The organism is Bilophila wadsworthia ATCC 49260, from assembly GCF_000701705.1.
Classification (GTDB): Bacteria; Desulfobacterota; Desulfovibrionia; order Desulfovibrionales; family Desulfovibrionaceae; genus Bilophila; species Bilophila wadsworthia.
In genome coordinates, this window is record NZ_JNJP01000006.1 from 65,072 (window position 1) to 78,955 (window position 13,884).

Annotated in this window: 14 protein-coding genes; 4 read left to right on the forward strand and 10 right to left on the reverse strand. The window is 53.5% G+C overall.

Annotation, left to right across the window (positions count from 1 at the left end):
- Window positions 1–7 precede the first annotated feature (7 nt).
- Both T370_RS25625 and T370_RS0104465 read left to right on the forward strand, forming a co-directional pair.
- A complete protein-coding gene (locus tag T370_RS25625; protein WP_198134970.1) occupies window positions 8–265 on the forward strand; it encodes a hypothetical protein in 258 nt (85 codons plus the stop codon).
- Window positions 266–589: 324 nt separating this feature from the next.
- Entirely contained in the window at window positions 590–1,030 is a 441-nt protein-coding gene (locus T370_RS0104465; protein ID WP_005027112.1) for a hypothetical protein, read from the forward strand.
- Between the two features lie 79 nt (window positions 1,031–1,109).
- On the opposite strand, the gene iadA is transcribed toward T370_RS0104465, so the two are convergent.
- The 4 genes from iadA to T370_RS0104485 form a co-directional block, all read right to left on the reverse strand.
- Window positions 1,110–2,279 (reverse strand): beta-aspartyl-peptidase, encoded by a 1,170-nt coding sequence (gene iadA, locus T370_RS0104470; RefSeq protein ID WP_029434892.1) that lies wholly within the window; start codon window positions 2,277–2,279, stop codon window positions 1,110–1,112.
- Window positions 2,280–2,350: 71 nt separating this feature from the next.
- Window positions 2,351–4,141, reverse strand: coding sequence for a Na+/H+ antiporter NhaC (nhaC, locus tag T370_RS22645; RefSeq protein ID WP_029434893.1), 1,791 nt, complete (start codon window positions 4,139–4,141; stop codon window positions 2,351–2,353).
- On the reverse strand, window positions 4,128–4,391 hold the full coding sequence (locus T370_RS0104480) for a type II toxin-antitoxin system RelB/DinJ family antitoxin (protein ID WP_029434894.1): 264 nt from the start codon (window positions 4,389–4,391) through the stop codon (window positions 4,128–4,130). Before T370_RS0104480 ends, nhaC begins: the two co-directional genes overlap by 14 nt.
- 225 nt (window positions 4,392–4,616) lie before the next feature.
- Window positions 4,617–6,182: a Na+/H+ antiporter NhaC family protein gene (locus T370_RS0104485; RefSeq protein WP_029434895.1), complete on the reverse strand. Its 1,566-nt coding sequence runs from the start codon at window positions 6,180–6,182 to the stop codon at window positions 4,617–4,619.
- A gap of 643 nt (window positions 6,183–6,825) precedes the next feature.
- On the opposite strand from T370_RS0104485, the gene T370_RS0104490 reads away from it, so the two are divergent.
- A complete protein-coding gene (locus T370_RS0104490; RefSeq protein WP_016361016.1) occupies window positions 6,826–7,182 on the forward strand; it encodes a hypothetical protein in 357 nt (118 codons plus the stop codon).
- Between the two features lie 125 nt (window positions 7,183–7,307).
- Here T370_RS0104490 and T370_RS0104495 read toward each other — a convergent pair whose 3' ends face one another.
- Window positions 7,308–9,497 carry a sensor histidine kinase gene (locus T370_RS0104495; protein WP_029434896.1) on the reverse strand — a complete coding sequence of 730 codons (2,190 nt, stop codon included), beginning with the start codon at window positions 9,495–9,497 and terminating at the stop codon, window positions 7,308–7,310.
- Between the two features lie 18 nt (window positions 9,498–9,515).
- The gene (locus T370_RS0104500; RefSeq protein ID WP_248604209.1) at window positions 9,516–10,286 is read right to left on the reverse strand and encodes a DUF4390 domain-containing protein; all 771 of its coding nucleotides are present in this window, start codon (window positions 10,284–10,286) and stop codon (window positions 9,516–9,518) included.
- A gap of 110 nt (window positions 10,287–10,396) precedes the next feature.
- Between T370_RS0104500 and T370_RS24140 the strand changes: the two genes are divergently transcribed.
- The gene (locus tag T370_RS24140) at window positions 10,397–10,636 is read left to right on the forward strand and encodes an FmdB family zinc ribbon protein (RefSeq protein ID WP_227327646.1); all 240 of its coding nucleotides are present in this window, start codon (window positions 10,397–10,399) and stop codon (window positions 10,634–10,636) included.
- Window positions 10,637–10,876: 240 nt separating this feature from the next.
- Here the strand turns inward: T370_RS24140 and T370_RS0104505 are convergent, their stop codons facing one another.
- The 4 genes from T370_RS0104505 to T370_RS0104520 all read right to left on the reverse strand — a co-directional run bounded on the left by T370_RS0104505 (window position 10,877) and on the right by T370_RS0104520 (window position 13,638).
- A complete protein-coding gene (locus tag T370_RS0104505; RefSeq protein ID WP_005027090.1) occupies window positions 10,877–11,101 on the reverse strand; it encodes a hypothetical protein in 225 nt (74 codons plus the stop codon).
- Between the two features lie 184 nt (window positions 11,102–11,285).
- Window positions 11,286–12,197, reverse strand: a complete 912-nt coding sequence (locus T370_RS0104510; protein ID WP_029434898.1) for a TIGR01777 family oxidoreductase — start codon at window positions 12,195–12,197, stop codon at window positions 11,286–11,288.
- A gap of 124 nt (window positions 12,198–12,321) precedes the next feature.
- Window positions 12,322–12,636: a hypothetical protein gene (locus T370_RS0104515; RefSeq protein WP_227327609.1), complete on the reverse strand. Its 315-nt coding sequence runs from the start codon at window positions 12,634–12,636 to the stop codon at window positions 12,322–12,324.
- 273 nt (window positions 12,637–12,909) lie between these two features.
- Window positions 12,910–13,638 carry a DUF4396 domain-containing protein gene (locus tag T370_RS0104520; protein ID WP_029434899.1) on the reverse strand — a complete coding sequence of 243 codons (729 nt, stop codon included), beginning with the start codon at window positions 13,636–13,638 and terminating at the stop codon, window positions 12,910–12,912.
- Window positions 13,639–13,884: the final 246 nt, after the last annotated feature.

Below are 13,884 nucleotides of genomic sequence, written 5' to 3' on the forward strand. Positions count from 1 at the left end.
AGGAGCGATGTCTGATTTTTTTCTGAACAAGGAGGTTGACGCCTATGGTCGTCAGAACGGAAAACGTCATCCAAAGCACTCTTCCAAGGGGGGACCATTCACTGAGCGGCGTATACTTCCAGAACAGGAATACATCAAACATGAACCAGAATACCGCTGCAAGGGCAAAAACAATCAAAAGAAGAAAAAAGTAAAAGATACGTTTGATGATAAACTCGAATTGGGGAAATTCCATAGCGTTTTCTCTGAAAAAATACGTTTATGAATGTCTAACTAAATACAACGTCCAGCCTAAAGCCACTTTTCAACAGGCCGGATTGGAAAGAAGGTCAACATCTGTAAGGCGTTTTCACTCGCAATGCAGTTTGCCCGATAGGCCGTACACACGGCTATATCCCTTCATGGACACTGATCTGTCATATACAGAATACCAGGAACTGTCTAGAAGGTACCATCATTTTTTAGGAAGGAATGGGAACTTTCGAAGGGCAGGAGCGCGCATAGCCAGAACCATTCCGGATAGCGGTTGCGTCCCTTACGGCATCGCGCTATCACCGTCCGAGCATAAGCCTAGGGAAAGGAGATAAGCATGGACTTCATAAAGGTATACGAGCGGATCAGAGAGCGTGGCATGGAGGCGGAATGGGGAACCCTGAACAATGGCTTGCCGCAGATCAGCGTGCGGGTTTTGGGGATTACCTTTTTCGTCGTGCCAGATCATTTCCCCGGGTATGAGAAAGCGGAGAGCGATTTCATCTGCCTCAGGACCTTCATGCCCATGGAAACGGTCAATGTGCGCCACAAAGCGTTCCTTGATGCCGCCTTCAATAAAATTGCCAGCAATATCCGAATGGTAAAAATATACAGTGTGGAAAATGATGGTATCCTATACGCCTTTTTTGAGGTACAGGTGCTGAGTACACCCGAGGATTTTGCCCAAAGGCTATCCCCGTATGCGAATGAGTGTGTGCGTGCCATCAGAGAGGTGGCGGCATTCGTCAACAGTCATCCTTCGCTTGCGGAGAGTTGAGCGAAGCTGTCGCTGACAAATAAAAAGCCCTATCCGGTCATTCTCGGATAGGGCTTTTTTTCAAGTGCGGCACAGCCCTTTATTCTTCAAAGGTTCCCTTTTTGCACAGCGTTCCTTCCCGCATCATGCACTCGCCGCGCGCGATAACGGTATGCAGGGCCAGATCGGGCGCGAGCAACAGGATGTCGGCATCGGCGCCGACCGCGATATGTCCCTTCCGGGAGAGTGAGAAAGCCTGAGCCACGTTGCGGGTAATGGGGCAAAGCGCTTCGGAGAGCGGCATACCTTCCTTTACACAGTCAGCAAACTCCGTGTGGAGGCTGCCGAGATCAGAGGCCACAAGCCCGCGGACACTGCCGTCGTCTCCATAACGGGCCGCGCTGCCGTTGCCGTCCGAACTCATCAGGATACGTTCCTTGGCGACTCCCTGACGCATGGCTAAAGCGATGGCTTCCGATGGCTTCAGCGTTTCCGGCCCTAGGGTTTGGACGTTCAGGCCGGAAGAAATATCCATGAAGCCGCCTTTGGCAACCAATTTGGCAGCTTCGGAAAAGGCGAAGGGGCTACGGTTGATGTGCGTGGCGATCAGGTGGCGCCCCAAGTGCGGCGCGCGTTCCAGCGCGGCGAATACACAGGAAAGCCCTTCCGCCGCCGCGCCGATATGCATGATCAACATGCCGATGAATCCGCGGAGCATCCCGCCTACGCGGGCTTCCGTGGCAACGGCAAGCAGGGTTTCGGCGGAAACGGGAGCGACTCGGTGGTCCGCAATGGCAATTTTGCCGCCGCGGACCTTTTCGATAAAGGCAATATCCGAACGGATTGAACCGGTCAGCGTCGGAGAAGGTACAGGATAACCTCCAGACATGATAAAGGAACTGACGCCTTCTTCTTCAAGGGAGTTCGCTTTGGCGAGTACGGCGTCAACATGCCGGGTTACACCGTCCGTGCCGAGAAGGCCACCGACAGTCGTCACACCCGAGCGGATAAGCTTTGAAAGCGGAAGGGGAGGGACCTGAGAAGAAAACCCCGCTTCACCGCCTCCTCCGGTAATGTGAACATGCGCATCGATGAATCCGGGAACGGCAAAAAGCCCTTTGCCATTCATTTCCTGCACCGATCCGAGCCATTCGGGGACGGAAACATTCTGTGCGATGGCGGCAATGCGATCATTGATGATCAGGATATCGTTGGTTCCAAGGGGGTCGGGAGAAAAAAGGGAGGCATTACGTATAAGAATGGTGGCCATGATACTTCCTTTGGGAGGAACCGCCGCCCTGGATAGGCGGCGGTTCAAGGGATAGGATGCGGGAGGGAGGATTACTCCGCTACGAACTCTTTGTTTTCTTCCGCCATTTCCTCGGGAGTGAACCGGGTCATGTTAATGTTAAAGGCCGCGTAAAGAATGGACATGAGGGGCGTAAGGTACAGGACGAACGCCCACGGTGCGTAATCCATATACGAGACGCTGAGCATACTCATGGGGAAGAGGGCATTGGAGGCCCAGGGCACAAGGGGGCCGCCGAGCGTTCCGGCGTCTTCAACGACGCGGGAGCAGTTTTCGGGGCGGTAGCCGCGTTTGCGGAACAGGGGAGCCATGACGGTACCGTTCATGACGATGCTGAAGTAGGCGGCGGCCGTCAGCATAAGCGTCCCGTAGCCGATGAACAGCGTGGCGAGTACGAGAGAAAGGCCGGAAGTCGCACGGCGGGCCACGGGTTCCAGCACGACGTCGATGATGCCGATGTGGCGAAGCATACCGCCAAGCCCGCAGGCAAAAATGACCAGTGCGGCGATGTCGAGCATACTGGTGATGCCGCCGCGGTTGAGCAGCTTCGCCAACATGGGATTGGCGAAATCAGCTTTGTAGCCGCTCCACATGGAGTTGAAGGCGGTCGTCAAATCCATACCGGCATACCCTACGGCGATGAGGACGCCGAAAAGCGCGCCGCTGACGATGGCGAGGACCGGGTTGGTCTGGCGGATCAGCAGGCCGAGCACCAGCAGCATGGGCAGGGCAGGGATAATGCCGATTTGGAAATGTTCGCTGATCCCGGAGAGGATGGCATTGAGCTGGGACGTATCGGCTACGCCAGAACCCTGCTTGAACCCGATGATCGCGTACAGGATAATGGTGATGATATAGGCGGGTGTGATCGTATTCACCATATGGCGGACATGCCGGAGCAACGGAACCCCGCTGACCGCAGCGGCCATATTGGTGGTATCGGAGAGGGGGGAAAGCTTATCGCCGAAGAACGCACCGCAGATAATGGAGGCCGCGGTAATACCGGGATCAAAGCCGAGGCCGGCGCCAATCCCCATGATGGCAAGGCCGACCGTTCCGATCGTACCCCATGAAGTCCCTGTCGTAAGTGACGTCACCGAACACAGGATAAGGCTTGTCACGAGAAACAGGCTGGGGGAAATGATTTGGAGGCCGACATAGATCATCACCGGGACCGTTCCGGCGGAAATCCATGCCCCAATGAGCGCGCCGACGCACATCAAAATGATAACGGCGCCCATAGCTCTCTGGATGAGCTCATAGGCGCCGACTTCGAGTTCCGTATACGTATAACCCAGACGCCGGGCAAACAGGGCACAGACGACCCAGCAAGACATCATGAGCAGGTGAAGTTTCAATTTGAAGAAAATCATCCCGCAGGCAATGATCGTGACGATGGAAAGCAGCGTGAAAAGGGCGAAGGCAAGTGTCGGTTTTTTATGCGTGGTCACAGTCGGTCTCCCTGTAGTTGCATTGTCGGGTTTGAAAAATCTGGAAGGCTCTTCCTTATTCCCGCAAGATACAGAGAATCCGATGTCATACTCGTCGTCCCGGCATTCAAAGTCGGAACAACTCCCGAGTCGTACGAGCTGAAGTCTGTTTTTGTCAGGTTTTCTATAGATAAGGAAAAGATTCGATTGCAGCTGGCATTCCAGATAATCGCTCCATTTGCCGGGCAGCGTGTGCGCCGGCATACCCACCATGAATTCAAGATCACGCGCCAGAATGGAGAGCAGGTCCTCAACGGTTCGTTTTCGACCCGGATCCTGGCAGACTCTTTTCAAGTCCTCCTTGAAGGTTGGTGTTGCTTCAATTGTTCTCATCGATGCTGGCCATAAGTGCTGTGACAGACTCGAAGGATTCCAGCGTGCCCACGTTCACGTCTTCCATAGCTCGGATTGTGCTTGTGTTGGGAACCCTGATTTCGAAAGGCAAAGCCTTTTCTGCCGCTACACGAACAAGGAGCAGACGCACAGCATCGGAAAGAGACAGGCCCATGCCGTCCAAGGCGGCACATGCTTCGCGCTTGAGCTTTTCGTCAACACGGATGTGGACCATTGTCGTACTAGCCATACTCACCTCGTATCGTATTTGAGTTATAATGCATCTCAATTGAGATACTGTCAATCTAACGTCCCGAAAAAAGGGACTGCCCAGAAACATTTCTTGTGTCCGTCTTCCGGATTTTTTATTATACCGTATTTACAGGATAATAGTTCTATTTGATCCCATGCGCGCACAAAAAAGAGGGCGGACCCGAGCCCACCCTCCCATATACCCGATTTTTTACGCGGACTATCAGGCATTTCCCCCGATTGCGGCCGTTTCTCTAGCAGCAGCCCTTTTATTGCCCAGCATGTGCAAAATGAACACACTGATGAGCAGCAGGACAAGGGAAGAGCCAAGGCTCCACCACAGATTGGCCTTGGTAAATCCGGCGACAACGTAACCGACGAAGCAGCAAAAAGCCACGATGCACGCATAACCCAGCTGTGTCGATACGTGTTCGATATGATTACATCCGGCACCGGCACTGGAGAGAATGGTCGTATCCGAAATGGGGGAGCAATGATCACCGAACACGCTGCCAGCGAGGGTCGCGGAAAGGGAAACCACCACGAGATCCGGATCGACGGCCTGAGCCACCGGGACGATGATCGGGATCAGGATGCCGAAGGTCCCCCATGCCGTGCCCGTGGAGAAGCTCAAAAAGCCTGCAATCAAAAACACGATGGCGGGGAGGAACGCCCCGGATACGCCTCCGTCCGCCACAAGGGACTGCACGAAAATAGGCGTTTGGAGAAGATCGCGGCAGACACCGCTGATCGTCCATGCCAGCACCAGAATGATGTTGGCGGGCAGCATGGCCTTCATGCCTTCAACGGCCCCGTCCATAAATGTCCTGAAAGACAAAAGGCCGCGAGGAACAAAAAGCAGGAAGGAAACGGTAAGGGCTCCGACGGATGCCCAAACAAGCGCCTTGGCGGCCGTACAGTTGCCGAAGGCCGCGCCCATGGTGTGGAACGCCGGATCCTTGCCCCAGTAACCGCCGCTATAGAGGAGGCCGAGTACGGCAAAAACGATCAGGCTGCCGATGGGGAGCAACATATCCCATACGGTCCCACGTTCCGCCGGTTGAACCTGCTTCTCGGAACTTCCATCAACGGCGCCAAGATCACCGTGCTGAGCGCGTTCCTCAGCTGTGCGCATGGGGCCGAAATCCGAATTGGTCAGGCAGATAAGGCCCACCATAGCGATGGAGAGCAGGGCGTAGAAGTTATAGGGGATAGTGGAAACAAACGCGGCAAAATCGCTGGAGAACGCCCCGGTTGTCCTGAGGTTGCTTCCCACCGCGGCGGCCCAGCTGGAAATAGGCGCGATGATGCAGATGGGCGCGGCAGTGGCATCAATGATATAGGCCAGCTTGGCGCGAGAAATTTTGTAGGAATCGGTGACAGGTTTCATAACCGTACCGACGGTAAGGCAATTGAAATAGTCATCGATGAAAATGAACGCACCCAGACCGCCGGTGGACAGCAGGGCGGCCTTTCGGCTCTTGATCCTGCGCGTAGCCCATTTCCCGTACGCTCTCGTCCCCCCCGCCATGGAAATGGTGTAGACCAAAGCCCCAAGCAGCGTACAGAAAACCAGGATGTTGAAGTCGACCTTGTTGGCCATAGTGTCAAAGGCCGATTCAATGGTTCCCATGAACAGGACATCACTATTCATCCCGACGGAATAAATGAACGTTCCCGTCAATATGCCGATCAGCAAAGAGGAAATGACTTCTTTGGTCAGCAAGGCCAAGGTGATGGCGATAACTGGCGGCAGCAGCGAGAGCCATCCTGCGTAATACGGTTCCACAATCTCATCCTCCATGCAGCCGATATGAATCCGGCAACATCTTTTTATGCTCCTCTAAGCTCCGCAACGTCCATGCTGGCAATCGACACAAGCCGATCCGTTTCTTGCCTGGTATGAACATTCCCCTTATGTCGGACAGAGTGAAGCAGTATTCAAGAGAGCTGTTTAGGGACAAAAACAGCATGGAAAATATGCCATTCGGGGGACTATAATACAGGCTAAGGGGGGTTGTATACCTGTTTTTGTTTGGGATGAGTGCCGCTGCGTTACGGTATGAATACGTTGATTTTCGAATGGTATGTTTTGTATTTGAGGCTACCCATACGTAGCCCATAATTATAATATAATTATGTAAATTTTATATACTCAACACACAAAATTTTCCACATAAACAAAAATAGTTACGCAAAAATTTTCAAAACCATAACCGTACTCGAAACAAATTCCGCGCCAAGACCTAAAGTGAGAATCCTGCCGGTCCAAATGGTTTTTCAGCATAGCCCACTTGACAACGCGTCCATTTTTTATACCGTAATTCTATGAATTGCGGATACTATCACAGGATAGCTTCTCGGTTGCCTTCAATCATATCGAGGAGAGTGCGGCATTCAGCCGTATTTTTTGATAGAAACAGGATGATGCTATGAAACGATTTGGTGTGATTGGTGCTGCGTTGTTGTTGCTCTCTGGTTGTGCCGCGAATGATACGGAAACCCCCTCAAACCTTGAAGGGGCCGTTTCTGAAGCCCCTGCAGCTAACGCTTCCGCTCCTGCCGTAACCGATGGACAGCTGCATACGTTAAGCGTCGAATTGATGACGTATCAGGGCGGAACGAATGGCGCTCGGGAATACGTTGTAGCCCAAGCGAAGCAAGCTTGCGACAGCATCAATCAGGAAGTGTACATCGAAAACCTTACTTCGGAAACCACATGGCGCGGGGGCAGGGCAGAGTTGACTTTTGCCTGTGTCGATAAAAGCGATTCCCGCCTCAAGCAATAGCGGGCAGGCCCGCCACGCAGCTTTTGTGCGTTGTTGTGCCAATAAAAAAACTCCCCGAGGCTACCGGGGAGTTTTTTTATTGAGTTCATGAGTTGCGATTACCCATTGAGCGCAAGCGAAATCCGCTAGGCCCTCATAACAGGGAATTCAAGGACAATGGATGTCCCGCCCCCCTGTGCCGCTACAGCCCGGATGGTGCCACGGTGATCGGCGATGATGGATTTGACAATGGCTAACCCCAGTCCCGTGCCCCCTTTCTTGCGGGAAAAGTAGGGCTCAAACATACGTTCCCGTTCTTCCGGCTGCAATCCCGGGCCATTATCGGAAATGATGAGCCTGAGGCTGCCACGTCCCCGGTCGTGGACAGCCGTAATGCGCACCCGCTTGGTGGCTTCGGGCGGCAGGGTATCCAGCGCTTCCGCAGCATTGGTAAAGATATTCAGCAAGGCACGGTGCAATGCCGCGGGATCCAAAGCTATCTTGGGCAGGCGTTCGGGCAGATGCAAATCCCACATGACGCTGCTGTGGCTTGTACGGAAGAGCGTTGTGAGTTCGTCCAACAGGGGGGCGACATCGTCTGGTGAAAGCTGCACTTCCGGAAGCTTCGCAAAAGAGGAAAACTCCTGCACCATTTCCTGCAGCCGCTCGACTTGTTTGACGATAAGATCGGTACATTGACCAAATGCCGGATCTTCTATCTGTTTGCCGAATTTTCTATCCAAACGCTGCGCCGATAGCTTGATTGGAGTAAGCGGGTTCTTGATCTCATGGGCGATACGCTTGGCGACTTCGCGCCATGCGGCCATCCGCTGCATTTTCTCGAGTTCCGTAATATCTTCAACAACAATGACATATGCCCGGATGCCGCCAGGCCCGGAGAGCGCAACCGCGTGCAATATGAGCTTCCAGCTCCGATCCCCAAGCAGAAAATCTTCCTGGCGCTTCCAATTTTGCTCGGGGTGTTCGCGTAGCGTTTCAAGCATGGAAACAAAAATATTGGAGTAGCTTCTGGGAAGAAATTCCGCAGGGTTTCTCCCTTCGAGCCTTTCGGGCTGGGCATCAAAAATGGAACTTGCCGCTTTGTTCATTGTCCGGATGCGCCCATCCGCATCCAACGTGATGACGCCCGTGGTGATATTGTCGAGCACCGTTTCGATATAGCGATTGTGCTCGGCCAGCATCGCGTTGGCATGGGTCAGGCTCATCCGGCCCTCTTGGAGATCTTTAGCCATATGGTTAAAGGACTGTACAAGAAGCCCCAGCTCATCAGCGCCTTTATCCTCGAGACGGAAATCGAGATCGCCTTGCGCAATGCGCGTGGTCCCTTGCGCCAAAGCCAAAATGGGGGCCGTGAACTCTTTGGACAGGCGGAAGCCAAACCAGACGGAACCGAAGATGGTGATCATTCCCAGCACGCCCAAAATAAGCAAAAAAGAAACCTTGAGCGGCTTTTTGAGCTGCTTCAGCTGAGCGTATTCTTCGAAGCCCTTTGAAATCCGTTCGAGTTTGGCCAGCAAGCCCTGCCCAATGCTCTCCGCCGTGATCAGGTAGCCGGTTTTGCCTCCATCAATCGCCAAAACGCCGATAACGTAATCGGCATCATCCGTTGCCCAGAGCAAGGAGCCGAAGGTCGCCCTGGCCACATGGGTCCAATCGATTCGCGTGCGTGCTTCCTGCCATCCCTCGGTAAAGGCTTTGGGGGCGTGCCAATACAGTTCCTTCTCCTGCGGCGTGACAAAGCCTACCAGGGTAAGGCCGTATTCTTTTTGCTTTGTTTGAAGAAGCGTGTTGGCGCTGGAGGCCGTCCAAGCGATGCGCCGTTGTGCGGCTTCCTGAGCGATCGCCTCGGAACGGCTGTGCAAACGTTCCGCCGCTGCCGCATAAAAACTTTGCCCCACATCAAGGGCCGCCTGGAGGGATGTTTCCGTCTGCCGGGTAAACCAGTAGTCGACGCTGGTTGCGACGACACGGTTGGATGCCAGAAACATGATGACTGTAGGAATCAGAGAAAGAGAAACAAAAACGACGACAAGGCGGGTACGGATTTGGGCGCCGAAAACTTTTCTGCGCCGCTCCATGATCAGCTTTACGACATTCCGGGCGACAAGGAACAGGATGATGAGCATGAAGATGGAGTTGATATTCAGCAAGGCGATGAACATCCATGAGTCCACGCCATAAAGCGTGAGCTGCGTCCATGTTCCCCCCAACACCAACAACAGCAGAAGGAAGGCCGCCAAGAGTTCATAACGCCTGCGGCGCCGTTCCCGTTCATCAGGAACGCCAATCTGGACAACCTTCTCCTGTTCCGTCATGCGTGCCCCCCCCCAGCCTTAGAAAATAAAGTCCTGAGAAAAAGATAAGGGCGGAGTGACTTCCCATGACCAGAAAAAGAGAGCTTTTTCCAGCCACGGCGGAACTTCGGCGTGTTCCAGAGTGATCTTGAGCTGGACGCGATAGGTCTCCCCGGAAACGAGCGGCGCCTGCAAAGGAAGGAGAAAATCCAGATGCTGAAAAGCTGAGGCGAGCAGGGTATCAAACTGCTTTTGCCGCACAATGGGGTGCCCCGGAGACGACAAAATGAACTCGCGGGAAAGCAAATCATGGCGCAACTGGTATGAGCGCGATTCCCCGGAAATGACTTCGTTGGAGAGCAGGGTGCGCACACGCTCAAGAGCAAGTTTGCAAGTCAGTGTCATTACGGCGCCATCCCGCAGCTGGGACCGGACCACTCCGCCGTTTTCCAGCCCTATTCCCGTACTGACATGCACGCCGTCGTTAAGCATCTCAATCGTAAAAGTACGTAATTCCAGCTTTGGTGTCTGCCCATTAGAGAGTGATCCGTCTGACGTTTTGAGTTCGACGGACGTGCGGCTCCCCCGTTCCTCCCCTGACGCTGATCGGGCATGGGCTTCCGCAAGGAAAAAGAGCAGAAGGGCCAGAATCAGGCAGGCCGAAAAACCGTATGGTATGCGCTGGGGTAATGACATAGGGCAAATGCTGTTGAAGATGTAGAGCCTGAAACGGACGATAAAAAACACAAACACTGTTGTTTGGCACAGGAACCAAAACTTGGCAAGCTCGGTGGAGGCACGCCGTCCCAAAAGAAAATGACAAGACACGAGAAAAGAGCCTTGTCAGCGGTTAAAAACTGGCTATATAATCGGCAGTCATACACGGCACGACGTCAGAATGGAGTTATCCCCTTATGCCTATGTACGATTTTTATTGCTCTTCCTGCTCTTGCGAGTTTGAAGACATGGTCGGCCCCGATGAAGCCTGTCCGCCTTGCCCCAATTGCGGAAGTGCAGACACCGAACGGCTGCTTTCGGCCGCAAACCTGAAACACGGGGCGAAGCCTTTCAAGGTGGGCCCTGTCCGGCCAATGCCTCCCAAACCCTTGCGCGGAGGCGGCCCTTGCGGGGGCGGAGGCTGTGGCGGCTGCGGTATGTAGCCAAAAGCCGCTTGTATCGATGATACAGGCGGTTTTTTTACGGAAAAAAGGCCCCGGACGTGTTCTGTCCATCCTTTTGCGTTCGTACCATGCCGCATGGCTCCTGTAAATAAAGGGAGGGGCGAGGGGACAGCGTTTGGGCGGGGCGAATGTCTTTTTTGAAGCGATTTTCCGACACAATATACTGAAAAACAAAGGCGATCCGGAAGGATCGCCTTTGTTTCATGCGTACCGTTTCAATCAGGCATACATTTGATCGATGGTCGCCTTTACAGCCCGATGATGCTCGGTATCGGAATATACAGAGGCATACCGCTCATTGATGGCTGAGAACCAATCAAGGATATCTTCACTCAACAGCGCAAAATCAGAGGAATAAACGCCGTCGAACATCAGGTTCTTCACAAACTGGTTCCCCGGATCGACGATTTCGATGAACCGGACTTGCTTCCAGAGATTTACCATTTTTTGTCTTCTTGAAATCATGTCTCCTGCCCCTCGCAGTTATTGTGAGTTAGTTCCTGTTCGCATTACTATAGGATTTCCTCCTGAAAGGGAACCCTTCACCACGGGATGGGGCAAGAATTTCGCTTTGGAAAAGAGAATCTATTTTATTGATAGATGGATAACGTTGCCGCATACCGCCGCATCATGCGAAAAGAGCCGAGTCGAGGGTGGGGTGGCGAAAGACAAACCCATGCTCCAGCAGACGGACAGGAGAGGCCTTTTGTCCGGCAAGGAGCAGTTCATCGGCCATATCGCCGAAACCGAGCCGCAAAAGAGGCGAGGGGACGGGAAGCCATACGGGCCTTTTCAGCACTTTTCCGAGGGATTGCACAAAATCATTCATGGTACTGTGCTCAGGGGCGACTAGGTTGAAGGGGCCGCTCAGCTCTTCATGATCGAGTAAAAAAAGAATCGCAGCTACTTCATCGTCAAGATGAATCCAAGCGAACGGTTGCCTTCCTGTCCCCACCGGCCCTCCAAGCCCAAGCTGGAACACCGGGAGCAGCTTGGCAAGCATACCTCCACCCAATCCTAACACGGGCGCTGTCCGGATGATGCACCGGCGGAGTCCCAAATGCTCCGCCTGCTGTGTTGAACGTTCCCATTGGATGGTGGTGGTCGCCAAAAAACCTGAACCGACGGGACTGTCTTCGGTACAGTCGGGAGCCGAAGCGTTTTCGGGCCAGAATCCGTAATAACCGATTGCCGAAGCCTGTATCAAGACTTTGGGTTTTACGATGGGCATTTGCAGCGCGATAACGAGCGCCTGCCCCGCGAGGAGCCTTGAGCTGATGATGCGTTCTTTTTGTACAGAACTCCAACGTTTCGCCGCGATGTTTTCACCAAGCAAATTAATGACGGCATCGGCTCCATTGAGGAGTTGGCTCAGGCTCGAGTGATCCTGCCCATCCCATAACTGGTATTCGGGGCCGGTGGAGGGCGTTGCGGCTGGGACATGCCGAGTCGGAACAACCACCTCATCGCCACGGGAAATGAGCGCCTGCGTCAGGGCTCTACCTATGAAGCCGGAACCACCCAAGATAATGACCCGCATACAGCACTCCTCATCGAAACTGATATCCCTCAGCGATAATGAAAATGAGGGGAGCTTTATATGATTACTTCGGCGGATACAAAAAAAGCCGGGCTGTGTCCCGGCTCTCGGCTGTGGAGAGAGGTTATTTCATCTGAAGAAGCCGGTTGGAAAACTGCATACAATCAAAATTGGAAGGCTCCAGCCCTCGATCTCGCAAAAGGATTTTCCCAATGCCAAACGCAAACCACAAATGCTTGGCTTCATCCATACCGACCTCAGGGACTTCCGCAATGCGTTTGTCTGGGATCTTGTCAAAGAGCTCGTCCGCCACTGAACTGACAAAGACCCGCTTGATATCGTACGTTTCGGCAATTTTTAGCAAAAATTCCTCGTTGGAAACGCCTTTCTCCTGAAATTCCGCGCGCAAGTTGTCAGCAAGATCAAAAACATCCATCATGCTCCTCCTCTATGGGTATCATTGAACGCAAAAGGTTTCGGATGACGTGTCGTTTCTCATTCGCTATCATGCTGTATCCATTCTGTAAACACAGAAAAAAATTCAGACTGTACCGTAATATATCCACGACGCCCCGTTCGAGATGGAGCAATGGCAGCCGGAAAGGATACACACTCAAGGGGGTTGCTGAAGAAAGGGGCATGGCGGGCATACCACAAGAAAGAAAAAGCCCCACCCCGAATATTCCGGGTGGGGCCAGTTCCTCGAAGGCGCTTACATGGCGCTTTTAATACCGATGCGTATGAGCCACCAATTCATGGGGTACGCGGTGATGAAGCCGCAAACCATGCTGATCTGCATCATGAGCCAAAAAACGGGCTGATCGGGCGACATGGGGCCTACCAAAAGGAACACAGCTATGGCCATCCAGCCGTACATCCCCACCTGCCAAGCCGTAAGCGACAAGAAGTCAACCTTGAAAGCCCTGAACCAGAGGGAAAGGCCCCGGTCATGGCTCATCGAGGCCAGTCCGGCATATTGGAAGAAAACGCCGATGATCAGGGCCAACACATAATCCACCGCCCATTCTCCATACAGTGAACTGCCAAAGAGAACGAAGGGCGCCATGCGAAAGAGGAAGGGGCCTGCCAAGTCGGCAAGTGTGCATCCCGCCCCGCAATGGAGCGTTCCCGTCATGACGCTCTTCCAGTGAGGGGTATGTGAATGCATCGGCTGCATGGGCCTTTCCATATGCATGTCGGACATGTCATGCCTAGCTCCACCGTCACCGTCATGGGAAGGCATACGCCGATTGGATGTTTCATAGGCCCAGATACCCAAGGGGCCGGCCCACAGCGTGATGATGGGCCAGACCAGCAGCATGACGCGCATCATAGGGGCAGGGCGCCGCCGCTGTTTGGAGATAATGAACAGGCAGCACAACACGCAGATGCCGATGTACGTTTCAGCGATCAGGTCGAGCCAGTACATGCTTGATTCCATGCGTATCCTCCAGATTGTTTCACCGCTTTCAATGATGCTCTCCAAAAAGAAAGGGGAGAGGTTCCCCCTCTCCCCTGAAGAACCGGTGCTCGCGCATCGATTCCCGCTCCTGTATGGGCTGACGCCTCATGCAGGAGCCCCGCACCTCCTTTCTAAGTAAGGAGGCCATCCGAAAAAATGATTATCACAAAAAACGGCGGATCTTCTCACTGGAGTTTGCCGCCAACCAAAAGACGGCGGACACTC

Excerpts from the sequence above, each read along its gene's own strand:
- T370_RS0104465 (WP_005027112.1), top strand. The coding sequence starts at position 590 with ATGGACTTCATAAAGGTATACGAGCGGATCAGAGAGCGTGGCATGGAG.
- T370_RS0104520 (WP_029434899.1), bottom strand. The coding sequence starts at position 13,638 with ATGGAATCAAGCATGTACTGGCTCGACCTGATCGCTGAAACGTACATC.
- T370_RS0104495 (WP_029434896.1), bottom strand. The coding sequence starts at position 9,497 with ATGACGGAACAGGAGAAGGTTGTCCAGATTGGCGTTCCTGATGAACGG.
- T370_RS25625 (WP_198134970.1), top strand. The coding sequence starts at position 8 with ATGTCTGATTTTTTTCTGAACAAGGAGGTTGACGCCTATGGTCGTCAG.
- T370_RS0104505 (WP_005027090.1), bottom strand. The coding sequence starts at position 11,101 with ATGGTAAATCTCTGGAAGCAAGTCCGGTTCATCGAAATCGTCGATCCG.
- T370_RS24140 (WP_227327646.1), top strand. The coding sequence starts at position 10,397 with ATGTACGATTTTTATTGCTCTTCCTGCTCTTGCGAGTTTGAAGACATG.
- T370_RS0104490 (WP_016361016.1), top strand. The coding sequence starts at position 6,826 with ATGAAACGATTTGGTGTGATTGGTGCTGCGTTGTTGTTGCTCTCTGGT.
- T370_RS0104510 (WP_029434898.1), bottom strand. The coding sequence starts at position 12,197 with ATGCGGGTCATTATCTTGGGTGGTTCCGGCTTCATAGGTAGAGCCCTG.
- nhaC (WP_029434893.1), bottom strand. The coding sequence starts at position 4,141 with ATGAGAACAATTGAAGCAACACCAACCTTCAAGGAGGACTTGAAAAGA.
- T370_RS0104515 (WP_227327609.1), bottom strand. The coding sequence starts at position 12,636 with ATGATGGATGTTTTTGATCTTGCTGACAACTTGCGCGCGGAATTTCAG.
- T370_RS0104480 (WP_029434894.1), bottom strand. The coding sequence starts at position 4,391 with ATGGCTAGTACGACAATGGTCCACATCCGTGTTGACGAAAAGCTCAAG.
- iadA (WP_029434892.1), bottom strand. The coding sequence starts at position 2,279 with ATGGCCACCATTCTTATACGTAATGCCTCCCTTTTTTCTCCCGACCCC.